The organism is Bartonella sp. AA168HLJHH, from assembly GCF_042197365.1.
GTDB lineage: Bacteria > Pseudomonadota > Alphaproteobacteria > Rhizobiales > Rhizobiaceae > Bartonella.
In genome coordinates, this window is sequence record NZ_JBHIRS010000002.1 from 17,663 (window position 1) to 37,871 (window position 20,209).

The following is a 20,209-nucleotide window of genomic DNA, read 5'->3' on the forward strand; positions in this document are numbered from 1 at the left end:
GCTTTAAGAAACTCCAAGCGCTTTAAGTTTACGGTGCAAAGCTGAACGCTCCATGCCTATAAATTCAGCAGTACGTGATATATTTCCACCCAAACGCCCAATCTGCGCCACTAAATATCTCTTTTCAAATAATTCTCGAGCTTCACGTAACGGCAAATCCATTATACTTTCATCTGAATCCATTTGAAGACGTGGCAAAGAATCACTTACTTCACTGGGAAGAAAGTCCGCTGTTATAGGACCATCACCATCCCGCACAAGAATAAGAAGACGCTCAATATTATTACGTAATTGCCGCACATTACCCGGCCAAGCGTGCGTTTGCAAAATAGCAATCACATCATCACTGATTGCACGCGGTTTAATCCCAACCTGCTGTGATATTGTTTTTACAAAATGATGTACAAGTTCTGGAATATCTTCACGACGCGCTGAAAGGGGCGGAACAACAATAGGAACAACGGAAAGACGGTGAAAAAGATCCTCCCTAAAGCGCCCATCAGAAATGAGGTTTTCAAGATTTTGCGCTGTCGAAGAAATGATACGGACATCCACCTTAACACGTTTTGTGCCGCCAATTCTCTCAAATGTTTGCCCCGTTAAAACCCGAAGAATCTTCCCTTGAGTCTCACGCGGCATGTCAGCAATTTCATCAAGATATAAGATACCGCCATGAGCTTCCTCTAAGGCACCAATTTTACGCTCTCTTCCCTCCATTTCGCTGCCAAACAGCTCTATTTCCATTCTTTCCGGAGTAATCGTTGCAGCATTTATTGTAACAAATGGCCCATTCGAACGCGTTGAGAGCGCATGAATAGCTCGTGCAACAGTCTCTTTTCCTGCCCCTGAAGGACCTGTTATCATGATGCGACTATTGGTTGGTGCTACTTTTTCTATGATTTGACGCAAATTTTTTATAACTGTCGATTTTCCGAGCAACTCTAATGTCTCGTTCGAACGCTTTCGCAATTCTAAAAGCTCACGTTTTAAATTTGAATTTTCAAGTGTTCTCTCTGCAACCAATACAAGTCTATCAGCTTTAAAAGGTTTTTCAATGAAATCATATGCCCCTCGCTTTATAGCGGAAACAGCCGTCTCAATATTACCATGACCAGAGATCATAACAACCGGAAGAGCCGGATATTGTGTTTTAATTTCATCAAGCAGTGCTAAACCATCGAGACGACTACCCTGTAGCCAAATATCCAAAAAAATGAGCTTTGGAATACGCTCACTAATTTGAGCCAATGCTTCATCAGAGTTACAAGCAACACGCGTTTCATAACCTTCATCATCTAAAATACCAGCAACAAGCTCACGAATATCTGCTTCATCATCAACAATCAAGATATCTGATACCATACTATTCCCCTATCTTATGATTTATGGCTTGTATAATATTACCCTGCTTACCCCCATCCGCTGGAAATATCAAACGGATCATCGCACCACGACCTTCATAAAAACTCTCCGGTGCATCATGAAGCTCCATGAAACCACCGTGATCTTCAATAACTTTGCGCACAATAGCTAACCCCAGCCCTGTTCCTTTTTCCCGCGTTGTTATATAGGGTTCTAATAACTTTTGTCTTTGCTCTTTAGGAAGTCCTTTCCCGTTATCAACAACATCCACAACCACCCATTCTCCCTGACGATAAGAACGGATAAGAATATGACCGTGAATATTTTCCTCTCGCATAACTGAATCTATGGATTCGCTCGCGTTTTTGATAACATTGCAAAAAGCCTGTACAATGAGACGGTTATCAAATGCACCCATAAGTGGTAGAGTTCCTAAATCTTGCTCAAAATGAATATCATGTCGCGTCACCTCTATCAAGAAACATGCTTCGCGCAACAATTCTCGTATATCTAAAATATGCATTTTGGGTTTGGGCATACGTGCAAAAGAGGAAAACTCATCAACCATACGCCCAATATCTCCAACCTGCCGAATAATTGTGTCAATACACCGCTCAAAGACCTCTCTATCTTGTGTAATAGCTTTGTTATAACGTTTACGAATGCGTTCAGCGGATAACTGAATAGGTGTAAGAGGATTTTTAATTTCGTGTGCAATACGCCGCGCAATATCCGCCCACGCCGCTGTACGTTGCGCTGCAACAAGGTCTGTAATATCATCAATTGTTAGAACCCAAGATTGCCCTTGTCCATCATCCTCCTCCATCGTAACTTGGACATTACAGACACGCTCTTTTCCTGCAACGTTTAAAGTGACCTGCTCACGATGGTTTTTACGATCCAATGAACGCACAAACTGAAAAACCTGCCAAATTTCAGCGCTTAAAGATAAAAGACTTTTTCCAACAACGCGCTCTGAGCGAATATCAAACATCGCTTCAATAGACCGATTGATAATGGTGATATCACCATTATCATCTATACCTGCTACTCCCGCTGTTACACCCGATAACACAGCTTCAGAAAAACGCCGTCTTTCATCAATTTGATCACGCACTGCAATCAATTCATTACGCCGACTTTTCAATTCACTGACCATGTAATTAAAAGTTTTGGATAATTGCCCAATATCTCCATCTTTTGCTCGTACTGGCACGAAAATTTCCATATTTCCAGAAGCAACATCATCGGCAGCACTAATGAGAAGACGAATAGGACGTACTAAGCGATCAGCAACAGCAATAGCAGCCCAAATGGCTGATAAGAATAAACTAAAAAAAAGACACAAATAAAGCATACCAAATGCAATCTGTGTCAGCAGGCGATTCTCATTTAAATCACGATAACGATCTGTATTAACTTCCGTCAAACGCAAAGCAGATAAAACACCTTTATCAACGTCACGCACCAAATATAAAAATGTGTTTGGAATATTGGTAAATTTTAAAATAATACCAAAATAATCATGGACGCCTGGTTGAAAAGAAAAAGGTCTCGCACTGGTTGCACGTTCAATAAGATGAGAAGGAGGAATTGGCAGTTTATCTTCATCACCAAGAGCACTCGATACAAAAATAGCTCCACTAGAACTTAACAAAAATGCACCACGCAAATTGCGTCCTAGAGCATGACGCGTCAATTGCATCCTATATTCAGCTGGATTACGTTCTAAGAGTTTTTTGTTATCAAGTGCAAATGCCATCGCGTAGGATAAATTTTTTAAATTTTGGAGCATTTCATCTGCATAAGCATTTGCTAAATCAATAGAAGAGCCCACAATTTGCCGCGTTGTTGTATCAAACCATCGATCAAGTCCCAAATTTAGTGCTGGACCCGATACAAGAGCTACAGCAACAGCTGGCATTGTCGCAACAAGTGCAAACAATGAAATAAGGCGCACATGAAGACGCGATCCTGCACGCCTTGAACGCCAAGCACGAATGATCGGTATCATCTCATAAAAAACGATGACAATAAGCCCTAAAACCCAAAAACTATTAATTCCTATAAGAATAAGGGTTACTGTTCTACTGGGAACAACAGGAGTTAATCCAATAAGAATAATAAATGAAACAGAGGCCGTAAGTAAAGCCAATACAATAATTGTAATCCCTAAAAAAATATATACCTTACTTAAACGATACAACTCATCGTTATAAGTATTTTTATCTATGTCTTGAAGATTCGTCACAGATGTTATATTCGTCATGAGCTTACATACCCTTATCCCATTATTCTCATATAACCTTTTGTAGCAAAAATTGACAATACTAATACTACATTTAAAATAGGCAAATATAGTCAACGAGAAAAAACTTCTACATTTTGCAAAATATCTTTAAAATAGACTGTGTTCGACGATACTTTACGAAGGAAATGAGATGCGATTAACAAAACAAACAAATTATGCTCTTCGAATGCTCATGTATTGTGCAGATAATCAGGGAACTCTCAGTCGTGTTCCAGAAATCGCTAAAGCATATGCCGTTTCAGAGCTTTTTTTATTTAAAATCCTTCAGCTGCTTGTTCAAGCAGGTTTTATACAAACAGTGCGTGGACGCAATGGTGGAGTTAGATTGGCTAAACCCGCAGCAGAGATTTCAGTCGCTGATGTTGTGAAAGTAACAGAAGACAACTTTTCCCTCGCAGAATGTTTCGATACTGCAGAACCAACTTGCCCCTTGTTTGATTTTTGTGGTTTAAATACCGCACTTCAAAAAGCATTAAATGCTTTTTTTGAGGTGTTATCCGTGATATCCCTTGCTGATCTACAACAACCATCCTTTCAAAATCATTTTAAAATTAATGACAAAAAAGCAAACTAAGATTATAATACAAGGAGATTAAGTATTTCTATTGCAGCAATAATATTAGCCGCTGGACGGGGTGAAAGAGCAGGATCTCCCCATAAAATTCCAAAACAATATCGGCTTCTAGGACAAAAGCCAATTATTTATCATACCGTGCATTGTTTTTTGCAGCATCCAGCTATCACAACAATTATTCTTGTTATTCATCCAGAAGATCGTCAAATCTGTGAACAAGCTATTGACGATTTTAAAGAGCGCCTTATTATCGTTGAAGGAGGCAATACACGTCAAATCTCTACCTTATATGGACTTCAGGCACTCAAAAAATTTGCCCCCCAATATGTGCATATTCATGATGGTGCACGCCCTTTTATCGAAAACAAGCTTCTTAATAACATTCACAACACTATCACGCCTCAAGAAGGTGTTCTTCCTGTTCTGCCCATCTCTGATACCCTTAAACGTATAAATAATCAGCATGTTTTAGAAACAATTCCCCGTACCCATCTTTATAGTGCACAAACTCCACAGTGTTTTCCCTTTGAACATATCTTAGCGGCCCATAAACAAGCAAAACAAGCTTGCAAACAAGAATTCACTGACGATTCTGCAATTGCCGAATGGTTTGGAATTCCTATGCGTACCATTCCTGGGGATCCTAACAACATAAAAATTACATGGCATGAAGATTTTAATACTGCACATTTATATCTCCAAAAGAAAATGCAAATATTTCCTGATATTCGTACCGGCAATGGTTATGATGTTCACTCTTTTGAGGATGGTGATTTTCTTATATTATGTGGTATAAAAATCCCTTTTCATAAAAAATTAAATGGACACTCCGATGCGGATGTTGCTCTTCATGCATTAACAGATGCCCTTCTTGCAACTCAAGGTGCTGGAGATATCGGTACACATTTTCCTCCCTCTGATCCTCAATGGAAAAATGTATCATCAGAAATTTTTCTCCGTCATGCTCTTGATATTATAAAACAAGCAGGTGGTCGTATCGCCAATGTTGATATCACAATTATCGCTGAAAATCCTAAAATTAGTCCATATCGTCATGCCATGACAGAAAATCTTATAACAATACTTGCAATAACACCTGATCGAATCTCTATCAAAGCAACAACAAATGAAAGGCTTGGATTTATTGGTCGTGGTGAGGGAATTGCTGCTCTTGCAACAGTGAGCGTCCTTTATTCAGGAGAAATTCCCCAATGACATATCTTTGTGAAAAACACGCACATGAAGTCCTTAATACCTTTCGCCAAAAAGGTTTGCTGTTAACAACTGTAGAGTCTTGTACAGGGGGACTCATTGCTGCATGCCTCACAAATATTGCAGGATCGTCAGATGTTCTCGATTGTGGATTTGTTGTTTATTCAAATGAATCTAAAACACGCCTTGTTGGCGTTTGTGCTGAACTTATAAGAACCTATGGTGCCGTTTCAAAAGAAGTTGCTCTTGCAATGGCTGAGGGTGGATTAAAACATTCACAAGCTGACATTGCAGTTTCTGTAACAGGAATTGCTGGTCCAGGAGGTGCAAGTCTTGATAAACCTGTAGGACTTGTGCATTGCGCAGTTGCTTACAAAAACCACTCTCCCCTGCACAAAGAAATGCACTTTGCTCATCTTAATCGCAATGCTATCCGCCACGCAACTGTTGAAAATGCTTTTAAAATGATTCTGGAATTGCTTCACTGAATTCCCCATACTAATTTCAAAATTCTTTATTCCCCATCGTGTCTATAATCGTCAACATCTTGAAAAAATTTTATTGTATCACAACCTGAAAATGAAAGATCTGAATAGCGTAAAGTTATCTCACTTCAGTCCTGTGTAGGTTGAATTAATCAAATTTATTCACTTGCACGCCACAAGAGAAAAAACTGTATAAATAAAATGATTAAAGAAAGAGACACTTGTACTTCTCTCAAGTGCTAAGAGCTGGCACAACATCTTGAGAGATGGCAAATAAATGATACAGGAGGAATTCTTCATAAGTGTACAGATGTAGATTTTATATACTTTTACGAGAATCTATACTATTTATTATGAGCACTATTATGAAATGGGTATGACGCAAGCAGGTTCTATTTGGGCGTTTTGTTTAATGAGTGTGCATCCATTAAAAAAGAGAGAAACAAAAGCATGAAGCTGTGCATCATCTTCATCATTTAAAATGATATTCCTTCAATATACTTTTGAAAGCTGAATTAAAAACAAATAGTAAAGATGGAAACCGGTTTTCACCTTCACGCTGTTTAAGCAATAGGTATTGTTAAAAAATAACAGAATAGACTATGTTACCGTAGAGCCATAAATCTGATGCGCACGCTTCTCAAAAGCCTCGGTAAATTTACGAAACGCAATATCAAACATTGAGCCCATCACTAATCCAAGCGTTTTACTTTTAAACTCATAATCAATAAAAAACTCTACATTACATGCATTGGTATTTTCAATATCATGAAAGGCCCAACGATTTTCAAGATATTTGAATGGACCATCAATATATTTAACTTCTATAAGACTTTTTTCCGGCTGAAGAAATACTTGAGTCGTAAAAGTTTCACGAATAATCTTATAGCCAACGGTCATATCCGCAAGAAGCAATATTTTTTTTCCATATTCTTTTCGAGAACGTATTATTAAAGACTCACACATTGGTAAAAATTCAGGATAACGCTCAATATCTGAAACCAGATCAAACATTTCACTGGCACTATGGGTGATCTGCCGATGTATTGTAAAAATCGGCATAATTATCTCTGTAAGGAAAATTTTTCATCACGCGCTTTTTGCAAAATGGCAAAATCATCTCCAGCATGATGAGATGAACGCGTTAGAGGATTGGAGGCCATATGTAAAAATCCTTTTACTTTACCAATCTTGGCAAAAGACTCAAATTCTTCAGGAGGCACAAAACGAACAACTGGATGATGTTTTCGTGTAGGCTGCAAATATTGTCCAATTGTCATAAAGTCAACATCAGCAGCGCGCAAATCATCCATCAATTGCAAAACTTCATTTCGCTCCTCCCCAAGGCCAACCATAATTCCCGATTTTGTAAAAATTGTTGGATCAAGTTCTTTAACACGTTGTAACAAACGAATTGAATGAAAATAACGTGCCCCTGGACGGACCTTCAAATATTTAGAAGGAACTGTTTCTAAGTTATGATTAAAAACATCAGGCTTAGCAGCAACAACAACTTCTAAAGCGCCATCCTTATGACGAAAATCAGGTGTAAGAACTTCAATTGTTGTTTTAGGAGTTTTTTGACGAATCGCATAAATAACTTTTGCAAAATGCTCAGCACCACCATCAGCAAGATCATCACGATCAACAGATGTAATGACAACATGTTTTAATTCCATCCTTGCAACAGCATCAGCGACACGTTCTGGCTCATTATCATCAACGGCAAGTGGAATACCTGTTGCAACGTTACAAAAAGCACAAGCACGCGTACATATTTCACCTAAAATCATAAAGCTAGCATGCCTCTGGCTCCAACATTCGCCAATATTAGGACAACCAGCTTCTTCACATACAGTCACTAGCTTATGCGTACGTACAATACCATGTGTTTCCTTATAAATTGGTGATGTTGGCGCTTTTACACGAATCCAATCTGGCTTTTTTTGAACGCTTGTATCAGGACGATGTGCCTTTTCAGGATGACGCAATCGTCTATTTGCAACTCTATCAACAACCGTAACCATTTAAGCCTTTGCCTTATAAATACGAAGTAACAATCAAAAATATAAAATTTTTCATACAATCCAGTCATCAAGCGTTTAAAACTTGACCATAAGCATCTAATACACTTTCTTTCATCATTTCCGATAAGGTCGGATGTGGAAAGACAGTATGCATTAATTCTTCTTCTGTTGTTTCAAGATTCATAGCAATAACAAAACCCTGTATCAATTCTGTTACCTCAGCCCCTACCATATGGGCCCCGAGAAGCTGTCCTGTTTTTTTATCAAAAATCGTTTTTACTAACCCCTGATCTTCACCCAAAGCAATCGCCTTACCATTCGCAGCAAAAGAATAACGACCAATACGTATATCATAACCTGCTTCTTTTGCTGCCGCTTCTGAAAGCCCTACAGAGGCAACCTGTGGTGTACAATATGTACACCCTGGAATTTTTCTTTTATCAAGTGGATGAGCTCTTTTCAAACCTGCAAGATGCTCAATACATATCACACCTTCTTCTTCTGCTTTATGGGCCAACATAGGAGGGCCTGCTACATCACCAATAGCATAAATACCTTCCACCCCCGTCCAACTCCATTCATCAGTTACAATGCAGCCGCGATCGGTTTTTATTCCCAAAGCTTCTAAACCAAGATTCTCAATATTACCTTGCACCCCAACAGCGGAAATCAACCGGTCAACAGTCATTGACTCTATTTTACCTTGAACATCAATATGTACACTTACAGAATCGGAAGATTTTTCAACCTTTGTTACTTTTGCTTGACGAAGAATACGTAAACCTTTTTTCTCTAACTGTTTACGAGCAAACGTTGAAATTTCAATATCTTCAGCAGGCATGATATGGGGCATCATTTCAACAACAGTTACTGTCGCCCCCATATCATGATAAAAAGAAGCAAATTCAATGCCAATAGCCCCAGACCCTATAACCAAAAGCGATTTTGGCATTGCTGGCGGTATCATAGCTTCAAAATAAGTCCAAATGAGTTTTCCATCTGGCTCAATACCAGGAAGGACACGAGGACGTGCGCCCGTTGCAATAATGATATGCTTTGCTTGATAAGTTCCCTCCCCTAACGTCCCTTTAGGGACTGGATTTTGCGGTTGCATAATCGGTTTGGAGGATGAAGAAACCATAATTTCCGCAGGAAGGCTTCCCTTTGCTTCTTTAGTAAGCTTTGCTTCACCCCAGATAATATCAATTTTGTTTTTTTTCATTAAAAAACCAACACCAGCATTTAAACGTGCTGAAACACCCCGTGAACGTGCCACAACATCTTTGATGTTTGCCTCAATTGAACCATTAATTTTTAATCCATAATTTGTCGCATGTTCAGCAAAATGTTTCATTTCCGCTGAACGTAGAAGGGCCTTTGTTGGAATACATCCCCAATTTAAACAGATCCCTCCCAAATGTTCACGTTCAACAATCGCAGTCTTAAAGCCACATTGTGCTGCACGAATTGCGGTTACATATCCGCCTGGACCTGATCCAATCACAATTACATCATAAAGATTTGCCACAGTAATTCCTCCATGGATATATAAAAAACGGATATGCATTTTTTGAACTTAAGACTGTAAAACAACATGAGAGAATTATCTTATGTCTTTGCTTTAAGCTTCACGTAAATGCTTTACCCAAACCAGAAATAGCAATAACATTGCTCTTTAAACTCTTTAAATTTGTTTCTATTCTCCTAACACGCTTTCTCACAATTTACGTGAAGAACTGTTAAACAGTTCAAACCAACATTGCTAATGGATTTTCAATCATCTTCTTAAAAGTCCGCGCGAGCTCTGCTGCTAAAGCACCATCGACAGCACGATGATCCGCAGAAAGCGTAACTGACATAACTGTCGCAACAACTAATGCACCATTTTTAACAACGGCGCGTTGCTCCCCTGCACCAATCGCAAAAATCGTCGCATGCGGTGGATTAAGAATAGCCGAAAAACTTTTTATACCATACATCCCCATATTTGATACAGCTGTTGTTCCACCCTGATATTCTTCCATTTTTAACTTGCCCTCGCGCGCACGCTTTGCAAAATCCTTCATCTCTTTGGAAATAAGTGATAACGGCTTTTTCTCTGCATGGCGAATAATTGGTGTAATTAATCCATTGGGAATAGAAACAGCAACCCCAACATCACAATGTTTATGATGAAGCATCCCGCCTTCAAGCCAAGAAACATTCGCATCAGGAACCGCTTTCAAAGAAAGTGCGACAGCTTTGATCACCATATCATTAACAGAAAGCTTATAAGTAGGCTGAGTTTCTTCCTGCCCCTTAACCATTGGAGCAGCAGCATTTAGTTGTGTACGCAGTGCTAATAGCGCATCAAGTTCACAATCTACCGTTACATAGAAATGTGGGACTCTCTGTTTTGATTCCACCAAACGTGTCGCGATTGTTTTACGCATATTATTATGGGGAGCGAAGCTATATTCATCCTCTTTGAAGAGTTTCAATATCTGTTTGTCCGAAGCACCTGTAGCTATTAGCTCCCCTATCGATGATGAATAAGACACTTTAGACATATCGCTGCTCACAGCTTTTTCTACATCGCGCTTAATAATACGCCCATGCGGACCACTTCCAGAAATAAGGGATAAATCAAGACCTGCCTGAGATGCTAATCGCCGCGCTAAGGGAGAGGCAAAAAGACGAGCTTCCTTTTTATCTTGCTGTATTAATTGCCCAGTTGATGATTCGTGAGACATTTTTATTCCCTTTGAGTCCGTCTGTTTCAGAGAATCTGTCTGTTTGATGCCCTCTGGTTTTTGTCTTGTAGAAGAAGAGATTTCTTCTGCAACTTTTGCAGCTTCAGCTAAATCTTCACCTTCTTCTGCTAAAACAACAATTAAAGCATTTACTTTAACGCCTTGTGTTCCAGCAGGAACAACAATTTTAGCAACCCTACCTTCATCAACGGCTTCGACTTCCATTGTCGCTTTATCCGTCTCAATTTCAGCAATAACATCACCAGAGGAAACCTTATCTCCCTCCTTAATATTCCATTTTGTTAAATTTCCCTCTTCCATCGTAGGGGAAAGCGCTGGCATTGTAATTTTAATGGGCATTATGCTTTCCTCCGTTATGCTCTGTATGTCACAGCCTTAACGGCCTCAATAATTTCAGCAGTATTAGGCAAAGCCAACTTCTCAAGATTAGCGGCATAAGGCATCGGAACATCTTTACCAGAAATCGTAGCAATTGGTGCATCAAGATAGTCAAAAGCCTGCTGCATAACACGCGTTGCTATTTCAGTTCCCACAGATGACTGAGGAAATCCCTCTTCAATTGTTACCAAACGACCTGTTTTTTTAACTGACGAAAGAATTGTTGGAAGATCCATCGGGCGAATGGTTCGTAAATCAATCAATTCAACATCAATACCAAGTTTTTCAATTTCTGGTAACGCTTGAACAGCATAATGCATCCCAATTCCACATGCAACAATCGTCACATCTTGTCCAGACTTATGAATACGTGCCTTACCAATAGGCAAAAGAAAATCATCCAGTTGAGGAACATCAAATTGATGCCCATACAAAATCTCATTTTCAAGGAAAATAACAGGATTATCATCACGAATAGCAGATTTCAGCAAACCTTTTGCATCTGCAGCACTATAAGGCATGACAACTTTCAAACCTGGTACATGACTATACCATGCAGCATAACATTGAGAATGTTGAGCACCAACACGGGCAGCCGCGCCATTGGGACCTCGGAAAACCATAGGAGCGGTCATTTGTCCACCAGACATATAACGTGTTTTGGCTGCTGAGTTAATAATTTGGTCCATCGCCTGCATCGCAAAATTAAAGGTCATAAACTCGACAATAGGACGTAACCCACCAAAAGCAGCCCCGACAGCCAGCCCAGCAAAGCCGTGTTCTGTAATTGGGGTATCAATAACTCGGCGTTCTCCGAATTCTTCCAACAAACCTTGACTAACCTTATAGGCACCTTGATATTGCGCGACTTCTTCCCCCATAAGAAAAACTGTTTCATCACGCCGCATTTCTTCAGCCAAAGCCTGATTAAGCGCTTCACGAACTGTCATTGTAACCATTTGTGTTCCCGCTGGAATATCAAAATTAAGAGATGTATCAAAAGTAGGAGCAGCCTGCGGAACTGACAAAGGCAGAGAAAGAGCAGATTCCTTAGTTTTTTGTGCTGTATCAGTAGGTTGCGAAATATCCTCAGCACGCTCACCTTCTTCTAACAAAATTGCAATAACAGTGTTAACCCTTACGCCTTCTGAACCTTCAGGCACAAAAATTTTACCAAGAGTACCTTCATCAACGGCCTCTACTTCCATTGTAGCCTTATCCGTTTCAATTTCAGCAATAATATCGCCAGAGCTAACCTTATCACCTTCTTTCTTGAGCCATTTAGACAGTTTACCTTCTTCCATAGTTGGTGAAAGCGTCGGCATCAAAATATCAATAGACATACTTGCTTCCCTCGCATCAAACTAAAATATCAGTATAGAGCTCAGAAGCATCTGGCTCTTGATCACTTTGTGCAAAATCTACCGCATCAGCAACAATTGCACGGACCTCTTTCTCAATAGATTTTAAATCGTCTTCGCTCGCCCAATTTTTTTTAAGAATCCGACTTTTTACTTGATCAATCGGATCGTGCTCCTCTTTTATTTTTTGGACTTCTTCCTTTGAACGATATTTTGCTGGATCAGACATGGAATGACCACGATAGCGATAGGTCTGCATATCAAGAATGATCGGTCCTTTACCTGAGCGTGCCCAAGAAATTGCTTCATCAGCAGCTCCTTTTACTGATCGAACATCCATACCGTCAACAACAATACCTGGAATTTCAAAAGAAAGACCACGTCGTGAAAAATCAGTTTCTGCAGATGCACGTGAAACTGACGTTCCCATAGCATACTGATTGTTTTCAATAATATAAACAACGGGAAGCTTCCAAAGTGAAGCCATATTAAAACTCTCGTAAACCTGCCCCTGATTTGCAGCACCATCACCAAAATAAACCAATGTCACATTATCTTTACCAAGGTACTGATTCGAAAATGCCAAACCTGAACCAATGGGAACCTGCGCACCAACAATACCATGTCCCCCATAAAAGTTCTTTTCTTTAGAGAACATATGCATCGAGCCACCTTTCCCTTTGGAAAAGCCACCTTGACGTCCCGTTAATTCTGCCATAACACCACGCGGACTCATCCCAACCGCTAACATATGACCATGATCACGGTAAGACGTAATAACCTGATCACCTTCTTTTGCCGCTTTCAATGTTCCTATAACAACGGCTTCCTGACCAATATAAAGGTGACAAAATCCCCCAATAAGCCCCATACCATAAAGTTGTCCTGCTTTTTCTTCAAAACGGCGAATTAAAAGCATTTCACGATAAGCATCAAGTTCTTCTTCTTTTGTAAAATCTGCTATTGGTGCTTTCTTTGTGGTGCTTGATAATGCAGTGCGCGCCACCGACGCAGAATTTTTTTTAAGTCGTTCTGCCATATTAAACTCCCTTTTATGATTATTTAGGAATAACCTTTACGAACAAAAGTTACAAGCCTTATCAATCCGGCTTAAACAATATCATTGCTGATTGTTGTTTAAATTAAGCGATTTTTCATTTACCTTTAGTATCAATTTCAAGGTATTAAGATTGTCAGTTCATTTGGCTTAGAAAAGTTCAAATTCTTTCGGACATACTCATCCAACATATCTTTTTCTATATGCCCGTTGCGTAAAAGAGAAATACGCTTTTCCATGAATATCCGCTCAGCTTCTATTTTATGAAGCTCCTTTTCTAATTCGCTAATATGCTGATTAACTTCACTGCGTGAATACAATCCATACTCACCATGATAAATGTGATAACTGAAATAGCTTAAGACTCCCACCGTCATAAGAGGTAGTACAAAGCGTACTTTGATTGATCGACGTTTCTGCTTTGTCCACATAAAATAGCACAGTCTTTACAGCAAAATTTCTTGATATTTTGCCCAACTATGCATGATTTTGATTAATACCTCATTACCAAATCTACACCAAAATAATTTGTTATTTCAATTTATCCCCCCCCTTAATACGATCAAAGTAAGTTGAATGCCTCACTTTTTATATTATAAATATTGGATATCCTCTAATTTGTAGCTTTTTTCCTAAAATTTCCTGTTAAAATAAGAATAAAATCAATCAATACCCAAGGTATAATTATAAAAATAATCCCTATAAGCCCTATTCCCATAAATAGTAGACCTATTGTACTTAGTATAGTTATAAGAAGCATTACAATGCCTGTTATAATTTTACCAACCATAAAACGATGAATCCCCAATGCACCAAAACACAAGCAAACGATCGCTAACAACATTTTTGATTGTTGTGGCTGCCCTGCTGACAAGATAGGGAAAACAGACTTAATAGTATCCCCTTCACAGACAAAATCAACCATATCACCAACCTTTGGTGGCTTTTTTCCTGACCAATTCCTACTCAAGAACTGATAACGCTTACCATCACCACCTGAAACGAAATAATTTCCTTGATCCTGACTAATAATTTTACCTTTCATCTTCACCACCTATAAAATTGTTATGCATAAAGAAGCTTTTCTTCTAATATGATAATATGTTGGATAAACCTCACTGCATGAATACGATCTGTACTCACAGTGATATACGACATTTAAAAAAGCCTAAAATCCCCCAACAACTTAAAATTCCCGCATTTATAAGTGGCAATACAAAGCACGCTGTTCGATTTGTACTTTTGTTTTTTTATATGAAATAGTACATTCTTTTTCAATATTTTTATTTAAATACTCATAATTTTATTTAATATTTAACATTAAAGACATAGAATAAAATAACTTACATTATTAAATTAATATATTGATAAATATAAATAAAATTATTTATTTATATTAAAATTTTGTCGAGTCGCTATAACTTGGTAATTTTATTGCCATCTGCATCTCTAAAATATCCAGATAAAATAACTATAAAATCAATAAATGACCACAGTATATTGATAAGAATTCCTATACCTGTTACATTTATGAGAAGCATTACGATACCCGTTCCAATTTTACCAGCCATAAAGCGGTGAATACCCAACCATCCCAAAAAAAAACAAATAACTGCCAGACCTAATCTTGATTGCTCTGATTCTTTTTGACTCAAGAGAGGGAGAACAGATTTAACAACATTATCTTCATATACAAAATCAACAATATCCCCTATACTCGGTGGTTTTTTTCCTAACCAATTCCAATCCTCAAATTGATAACGCTTATCATCACCTCCCGAAACGAGATAAACTCCTTGATCTTGACCAATAATTTTACCCTTCATCCTTGCCCACCTATAAAGCTGCTCCTTATGTGTTATTCATAAAGAGATTATTTCTTTTTATAATATGTTGATTAACCTCACGACGTAAATAAAATTTGTAGCAGCTGTGATAAACATGAAATTAAAATAGTTTTGTCCCCCCAATGATCTAACGCTTTCTGCTGCTATAAGCAGCAATACAAAACAACCTTAGTTGATTTACGTCGTTGTTTTACCCACATAAAATAGCACAGTCTTTTTCAATACTTTTATTCAGCTGTGCATATTTCTCTTAATATCTCACATTAAAGAAATAGAATACAATAATCCTGCATTATGCAACTTAATATATTGATCGAAATAAAAAGTAAACTTTACTATTTTTTTTATTATAAGATTTTCACAAATCTGTAATCTGATTCCCATCTTTATCAGTAAATTTTCCAGCAACAATGAGTATAAAATCAACAATTGCCCAAATACCGGTAATTATCAATCCAAACAATGATAAAGATAAAACGAGCATTAAAGTACCCGTCCGAACTCTCCCAACCATAAAGCGATGAACACCAAAGATACCTGCAACCCAACAAAGCAGTGCGAACATTATCTTTGTGTTCTCTGTACCTGATCTCAACAATGGAAAAACAGAACTGACAACACCCCCTTCATAGACAAAATCAACCGCATCACCAATCCTTGGTGGTTTCTTTCCCAACCAATCCCAAGTCGCAAACTGATAACGCTTACCGTCATCACCCGAAACGAGATACATTCCTTGATCTTGAGTAATAATCACACCTCTCATCTTAATCCCTATAAATTTAAATACCTATAAAATTACTATGCATATGCCTTTGATAAGAAATATCAATTTCATAATCTAAATGATCTTATATTTTCATATTTTTTGCTCACAACTATACACGATATAAATCACCAGCATAATGCGCTTGGGCTCCTAGCATTTCTTCAATACGAATAAGTTGATTGTATTTTGCTAATCTATCCGAACGTGCAAGAGAACCTGTTTTAATTTGTCCACAATTCGTTGCAACAGCAAGATCTGCAATGAAAGAATCCTCTGTCTCGCCTGAACGATGAGATATAATGGCACGATAACCTGCTTTATGTGCTACTTCTACAGCATCGAGTGTTTCACTCAATGTACCAATTTGATTAACTTTTATGAGAATAGAATTGCCTACCCCCATTTTGATACCATCACGCAAACGTGCTGAATTCGTTACAAACAAATCATCGCCAACAAGCTGACATTTTTCTCCAATTGTGTCAGTAAGTAGCTTCCAACCTTCCCAATCATCCTCTGCCATTCCATCTTCAATTGTAATAATAGGATAATTTTTCACAAGATGCGCTAAATAATCTACCTGCTCTTGGATGTCTCGGCATTTCCCCTCACCTTTATAAAAATACGAACCATTTTTATAAAATTCGGTTGAAGCACAGTCTAAACCAATGGCAATTTGTTCACCTGGTTTATAACCACATATCATGATAGATTCCATAATAAAATCAATTGCTTGATCAGCACTTTTAAATTGAGGAGCAAAACCACCTTCATCACCAACATTGGTATTATAACCCGCATCTTTTAAACGCTTTTTCAATGCATGGAAAATCTCAGCGCCATAACGGATAGCTTCTCTTACAGTAGGAGCTCCTATAGGGATAATCATAAACTCTTGAAAATCAATCAAATTATCAGCATGAACGCCACCATTAATAATATTCATCATGGGGGTTGGAAGAATATGCGCTTGTGTACCACCAATATAACGATACAAAGGTAAATTTAATGAATCCGCAGCTGCTTTTGCAACAGCTAATGAAACACCAAGAAGTGCATTGGCACCAAGACGGGCTTTGTTTGGCGTTCCATCCAAAGCAATCATTGCTTGATCAATAGCAATTTGATTTGTTGCATCCCGCCCACCAAGTTCTTCAAGAATTTCGCCATTAACTGCAGCAACCGCTTTTTCAACACCTTTCCCTTGATAGCGCAAACCACCATCACGAAGCTCTATAGCCTCGTGTGCTCCTGTTGAAGCTCCCGAAGGAACCAGAGCGCGACCAAAAGCTCCATTCTCCAAATGAACATCAACTTCTACCGTTGGATTACCACGGCTATCAAGAACTTCACGCCCAATGATATCGACAATTATAGTCATATGTGTTTCCTTATCCAATAAAAGTCTCGATTCATTTATAATGCCCTATTAATGAAATATTTTTTCTCTTCTCAGCTCAACTTTTTTGACAGATAATCAAATTCCATTAAAGTCTCAAGCAATCTTTGTAAATCATCAACTTTAACCATATTAGGTCCATCAGAAGGTGCATTATCTGGATCTTGATGTGTTTCTAAAAAAATACCAGCTACCCCAACAGAGACAGCTGCACGCGCTAAAATTTCAACAAATTGACGCTGCCCACCAGATGAAGCCCCCTGCCCCCCAGGTTCTTGAACAGAATGCGTTGCATCAAAAATAACAGGAGCACCAAATGAACGTAAAATAGGCAACGAACGCATATCAGAAATAAGTCGGTTGTAACCAAATGACGTGCCTCGCTCACAAAGCATAACATTCGGATTACCACTGTAAACAACCTTTTTTAAAACATTCTCCATGTCCCACGGCGCTAAAAACTGACCTTTTTTAATGTTAATAACACATTCTGTTTTGGCGGCTGCTACCAAAAGATCTGTTTGACGACATAAAAAAGCCGGTATTTGTAAAATATCAACTGTAGAAGAAACAATTGTACATTGCTCTTCTGTATGCACATCAGTTAATATGGGACAATTAAACTCTTTTTTTAAATCAGAAAAAATGGACATTGCTTTTTCAAGACCAATACCACGTGCCGCCCCCAAAGAGGTTCTGTTGGCTTTATCGTAACTTGATTTATAAACAAACCCGATACCAAGCTGATCGGTAATTGTTTTAATACGACCAGCCATTTCAAAAGCATGATCACGACTTTCCATCTGACACGGCCCTGCAATTAATGAAAGAGGCATTTCATTTGAAAAAATCATATTTCCAACTTTCACACGGGCATTTGGTTTAGTCATTTTATCCCTCAAAAGCAAAGTAACCCAATTTATGCATTAAACTAATCGACTTTGTTCTACAGCAGCTTCAATAAAAGAAGAAAAAAGCGGATGTGGATCAAAAGGACGGGATTTTAATTCTGGATGATATTGAACACCAATAAACCATGGATGATCTACATATTCTATCGTTTCTGGTAAAATACCATCAGGAGACATCCCAGAAAAAATCAAACCACACTGTTCTAACTTATCCTTATAATCAATATTGACCTCATAACGATGACGATGTCGCTCGACAATCTTGGTCACCCCATAAATTTGAGCAATATGACTCTCTTCTTTTAATTCAGCAGCAAAAGCACCAAGGCGCATCGAACCGCCGAGATCACCATTTCTTGTACGTTTTTCAAGGACGTCTCCTTTAAGCCATTCTGTCATTAAACCTACAATTGGATTGTCTGTTTCGCAAAACTCACTCGATGAAGCATTCTCAATCTGTGCAATATTGCGCGCAGCTTCTATACAAGCTAATTGCATCCCAAAACAAATCCCTAAAAATGGAACTTTACGCTCTCGCGCAAATTGAATTGCTCGAATCTTCCCTTCTGCCCCTCGTGCCCCAAAAGCACCTGGAACCAAAATTCCATGGGCTTTTTGTAAAGCTGAAACAGAATCTTCTTTTTCAAAAAGCTCCGAATCAATCCACTCAATATTAACCTTCACTCTATTCGCTAAACCACCATGCGCAATCGCTTCAATAAGAGATTTATAAGCATCCTTTAAGCCCGTATATTTTCCCACAACAGCAATCGTAACTTCTCCTTCAGGATGGTGAATACGATGCGTAATATCTTCCCAACGATCCATCTTGGGGGAAGGTGCCGAATCGATTCCAAAAGCGCAAAGAACTTCAGAGTCCAAACCCTCCTTATGGTATGCCATAGGAACATCATAAATTGTTGGCATATCTAATGCCTGAATGACTGCATTGGAGCGAACATTGCAAAAAAGTGATAATTTGCACCGTTCTGTTTCTGGAATAGATCGATCTGCACGTACAAGCAAAATATCAGGAGAAATACCAACTGCTTGCAATTCTTTGACAGAATGTTGTGTTGGTTTCGTTTTTAATTCACCTGCTGAAGGAATATAAGGCATTAATGTGAGATGGACATAAACGACATTTTGTCTCGGTAGCTCATTGCGAAGCTGACGAATCGCTTCTAGAAAAGGCATTGCTTCAATATCACCAACCGTTCCACCTATCTCACACAAAACAAAATCAAATTCTTCATTTCCCATCGTAATGAATCTCTTAATTTCATCTGTAACATGAGGAATAACTTGGACTGTTGCCCCCAAATAATCACCACGCCGCTCTCGTTCAATGATATTGCGATAAATACGCCCTGTTGTAATATTATCTTGGCTATTTGCAGAACGCCCAGTAAAACGCTCATAATGACCAAGATCAAGATCCGTTTCTGCACCATCATCGGTTACAAATACTTCACCATGTTGATAAGGTGACATCGTACCTGGATCAACATTTAAATAAGGATCAAGTTTGCGAAGACGTACGCGATAGCCACGAGCCTGTAATAACGCTGCTAACGCCGCCGCTGCGATGCCTTTTCCAAGGGAAGAAACCACACCACCAGTAATAAAAACATAACGTGCCATGGGCTTATGGTGATAAGCAATTTATAATGATTTTTCCAGCAAAAAATGTAAAAAGAAACAATTTTCCTTCTAAAATAAAAAAGGCGAAAAAATCACCTTTTTTAAAAAGTCTATGTTTT

Annotated in this window: 18 protein-coding genes; 3 read left to right on the plus strand and 15 right to left on the minus strand. The window is 38.5% G+C overall.

Features of this window, described 5'->3' with window-relative positions; genetic code table 11:
* Window positions 1-3: 3 nt before the first annotated feature.
* Window positions 4-1,362: a sigma-54-dependent transcriptional regulator gene (locus tag ACFINM_RS02005; protein WP_375611278.1), complete on the minus strand. Its 1,359-nt coding sequence runs from the start codon at window positions 1,360-1,362 to the stop codon at window positions 4-6.
* Window position 1,363: 1 nt separating this feature from the next.
* The gene (locus ACFINM_RS02010) at window positions 1,364-3,631 is read right to left on the minus strand and encodes an ATP-binding protein (RefSeq protein ID WP_375630198.1); all 2,268 of its coding nucleotides are present in this window, start codon (window positions 3,629-3,631) and stop codon (window positions 1,364-1,366) included.
* 172 nt (window positions 3,632-3,803) lie between these two features.
* Here ACFINM_RS02010 and rirA point away from each other — a divergent pair, with 172 nt between their 5' ends.
* Genes rirA through ACFINM_RS02025 form a run of 3 tightly spaced genes read left to right on the plus strand, consistent with a single transcriptional unit; the run spans window position 3,804 to window position 5,947 of the window.
* Window positions 3,804-4,247, plus strand: coding sequence for an iron-responsive transcriptional regulator RirA (gene rirA / locus ACFINM_RS02015; RefSeq protein WP_375611276.1), 444 nt, complete (start codon window positions 3,804-3,806; stop codon window positions 4,245-4,247).
* 24 nt (window positions 4,248-4,271) lie between these two features.
* Window positions 4,272-5,462 carry a bifunctional 2-C-methyl-D-erythritol 4-phosphate cytidylyltransferase/2-C-methyl-D-erythritol 2,4-cyclodiphosphate synthase gene (locus ACFINM_RS02020; RefSeq protein ID WP_375620814.1) on the plus strand — a complete coding sequence of 397 codons (1,191 nt, stop codon included), beginning with the start codon at window positions 4,272-4,274 and terminating at the stop codon, window positions 5,460-5,462.
* Window positions 5,459-5,947 (plus strand): CinA family protein, encoded by a 489-nt coding sequence (locus ACFINM_RS02025; RefSeq protein WP_375611275.1) that lies wholly within the window; start codon window positions 5,459-5,461, stop codon window positions 5,945-5,947. The genes ACFINM_RS02020 and ACFINM_RS02025 overlap by 4 nt, the downstream gene beginning before the upstream one ends.
* 597 nt (window positions 5,948-6,544) lie before the next feature.
* On the opposite strand, the gene ACFINM_RS02030 is transcribed toward ACFINM_RS02025, so the two are convergent.
* The 13 genes from ACFINM_RS02030 to ACFINM_RS02090 all read right to left on the minus strand — a co-directional run bounded on the left by ACFINM_RS02030 (window position 6,545) and on the right by ACFINM_RS02090 (window position 20,090).
* Window positions 6,545-7,006 (minus strand): type II toxin-antitoxin system RatA family toxin, encoded by a 462-nt coding sequence (locus ACFINM_RS02030; protein ID WP_273791149.1) that lies wholly within the window; start codon window positions 7,004-7,006, stop codon window positions 6,545-6,547.
* Between the two features lie 2 nt (window positions 7,007-7,008).
* Window positions 7,009-7,971, minus strand: a complete 963-nt coding sequence (lipA, locus tag ACFINM_RS02035; RefSeq protein WP_375611273.1) for a lipoyl synthase — start codon at window positions 7,969-7,971, stop codon at window positions 7,009-7,011.
* 67 nt (window positions 7,972-8,038) lie between these two features.
* Window positions 8,039-9,499 carry a dihydrolipoyl dehydrogenase gene (gene lpdA, locus ACFINM_RS02040; RefSeq protein WP_375620768.1) on the minus strand — a complete coding sequence of 487 codons (1,461 nt, stop codon included), beginning with the start codon at window positions 9,497-9,499 and terminating at the stop codon, window positions 8,039-8,041.
* A gap of 220 nt (window positions 9,500-9,719) precedes the next feature.
* Window positions 9,720-11,063, minus strand: a complete 1,344-nt coding sequence (locus ACFINM_RS02045) for a pyruvate dehydrogenase complex dihydrolipoamide acetyltransferase (protein ID WP_375612899.1) — start codon at window positions 11,061-11,063, stop codon at window positions 9,720-9,722.
* Window positions 11,064-11,077: 14 nt separating this feature from the next.
* Complete coding sequence (locus ACFINM_RS02050) at window positions 11,078-12,445, minus strand: pyruvate dehydrogenase complex E1 component subunit beta (RefSeq protein WP_375640069.1); 1,368 nt, start codon at window positions 12,443-12,445, stop codon at window positions 11,078-11,080.
* A gap of 16 nt (window positions 12,446-12,461) precedes the next feature.
* Entirely contained in the window at window positions 12,462-13,502 is a 1,041-nt protein-coding gene (pdhA, locus tag ACFINM_RS02055; RefSeq protein WP_375620766.1) for a pyruvate dehydrogenase (acetyl-transferring) E1 component subunit alpha, read from the minus strand.
* Window positions 13,503-13,639: 137 nt separating this feature from the next.
* Complete coding sequence (locus ACFINM_RS02060) at window positions 13,640-13,951, minus strand: septum formation initiator family protein (RefSeq protein ID WP_012754998.1); 312 nt, start codon at window positions 13,949-13,951, stop codon at window positions 13,640-13,642.
* A 182-nt stretch (window positions 13,952-14,133) separates the two neighbouring features.
* Window positions 14,134-14,565: a hypothetical protein gene (locus ACFINM_RS02065; protein WP_375620765.1), complete on the minus strand. Its 432-nt coding sequence runs from the start codon at window positions 14,563-14,565 to the stop codon at window positions 14,134-14,136.
* A 370-nt stretch (window positions 14,566-14,935) separates the two neighbouring features.
* Window positions 14,936-15,346 carry a TM2 domain-containing protein gene (locus ACFINM_RS02070; RefSeq protein ID WP_375620764.1) on the minus strand — a complete coding sequence of 137 codons (411 nt, stop codon included), beginning with the start codon at window positions 15,344-15,346 and terminating at the stop codon, window positions 14,936-14,938.
* A gap of 379 nt (window positions 15,347-15,725) precedes the next feature.
* The gene (locus ACFINM_RS02075; protein ID WP_375620763.1) at window positions 15,726-16,133 is read right to left on the minus strand and encodes an NINE protein; all 408 of its coding nucleotides are present in this window, start codon (window positions 16,131-16,133) and stop codon (window positions 15,726-15,728) included.
* 112 nt (window positions 16,134-16,245) lie between these two features.
* Window positions 16,246-17,517 (minus strand): phosphopyruvate hydratase, encoded by a 1,272-nt coding sequence (eno, locus tag ACFINM_RS02080; protein WP_375620762.1) that lies wholly within the window; start codon window positions 17,515-17,517, stop codon window positions 16,246-16,248.
* A 71-nt stretch (window positions 17,518-17,588) separates the two neighbouring features.
* Window positions 17,589-18,425 carry a 3-deoxy-8-phosphooctulonate synthase gene (gene kdsA, locus ACFINM_RS02085; protein WP_273791141.1) on the minus strand — a complete coding sequence of 279 codons (837 nt, stop codon included), beginning with the start codon at window positions 18,423-18,425 and terminating at the stop codon, window positions 17,589-17,591.
* Between the two features lie 36 nt (window positions 18,426-18,461).
* On the minus strand, window positions 18,462-20,090 hold the full coding sequence (locus tag ACFINM_RS02090; protein WP_375611264.1) for a CTP synthase: 1,629 nt from the start codon (window positions 20,088-20,090) through the stop codon (window positions 18,462-18,464).
* Window positions 20,091-20,209 lie beyond the last annotated feature (119 nt).

Excerpts from the sequence above, each read along its gene's own strand:
- ACFINM_RS02005 (WP_375611278.1), bottom strand. The coding sequence starts at position 1,362 with ATGGTATCAGATATCTTGATTGTTGATGATGAAGCAGATATTCGTGAG.
- ACFINM_RS02010 (WP_375630198.1), bottom strand. The coding sequence starts at position 3,631 with ATGACGAATATAACATCTGTGACGAATCTTCAAGACATAGATAAAAAT.
- rirA (WP_375611276.1), top strand. The coding sequence starts at position 3,804 with ATGCGATTAACAAAACAAACAAATTATGCTCTTCGAATGCTCATGTAT.
- ACFINM_RS02025 (WP_375611275.1), top strand. The coding sequence starts at position 5,459 with ATGACATATCTTTGTGAAAAACACGCACATGAAGTCCTTAATACCTTT.
- ACFINM_RS02030 (WP_273791149.1), bottom strand. The coding sequence starts at position 7,006 with ATGCCGATTTTTACAATACATCGGCAGATCACCCATAGTGCCAGTGAA.
- lipA (WP_375611273.1), bottom strand. The coding sequence starts at position 7,971 with ATGGTTACGGTTGTTGATAGAGTTGCAAATAGACGATTGCGTCATCCT.
- ACFINM_RS02045 (WP_375612899.1), bottom strand. The coding sequence starts at position 11,063 with ATGCCCATTAAAATTACAATGCCAGCGCTTTCCCCTACGATGGAAGAG.
- ACFINM_RS02050 (WP_375640069.1), bottom strand. The coding sequence starts at position 12,445 with ATGTCTATTGATATTTTGATGCCGACGCTTTCACCAACTATGGAAGAA.
- pdhA (WP_375620766.1), bottom strand. The coding sequence starts at position 13,502 with ATGGCAGAACGACTTAAAAAAAATTCTGCGTCGGTGGCGCGCACTGCA.
- ACFINM_RS02060 (WP_012754998.1), bottom strand. The coding sequence starts at position 13,951 with ATGTGGACAAAGCAGAAACGTCGATCAATCAAAGTACGCTTTGTACTA.
- ACFINM_RS02065 (WP_375620765.1), bottom strand. The coding sequence starts at position 14,565 with ATGAAAGGTAAAATTATTAGTCAGGATCAAGGAAATTATTTCGTTTCA.
- ACFINM_RS02070 (WP_375620764.1), bottom strand. The coding sequence starts at position 15,346 with ATGAAGGGTAAAATTATTGGTCAAGATCAAGGAGTTTATCTCGTTTCG.
- ACFINM_RS02075 (WP_375620763.1), bottom strand. The coding sequence starts at position 16,133 with ATGAGAGGTGTGATTATTACTCAAGATCAAGGAATGTATCTCGTTTCG.
- eno (WP_375620762.1), bottom strand. The coding sequence starts at position 17,517 with ATGACTATAATTGTCGATATCATTGGGCGTGAAGTTCTTGATAGCCGT.
- kdsA (WP_273791141.1), bottom strand. The coding sequence starts at position 18,425 with ATGACTAAACCAAATGCCCGTGTGAAAGTTGGAAATATGATTTTTTCA.
- ACFINM_RS02090 (WP_375611264.1), bottom strand. The coding sequence starts at position 20,090 with ATGGCACGTTATGTTTTTATTACTGGTGGTGTGGTTTCTTCCCTTGGA.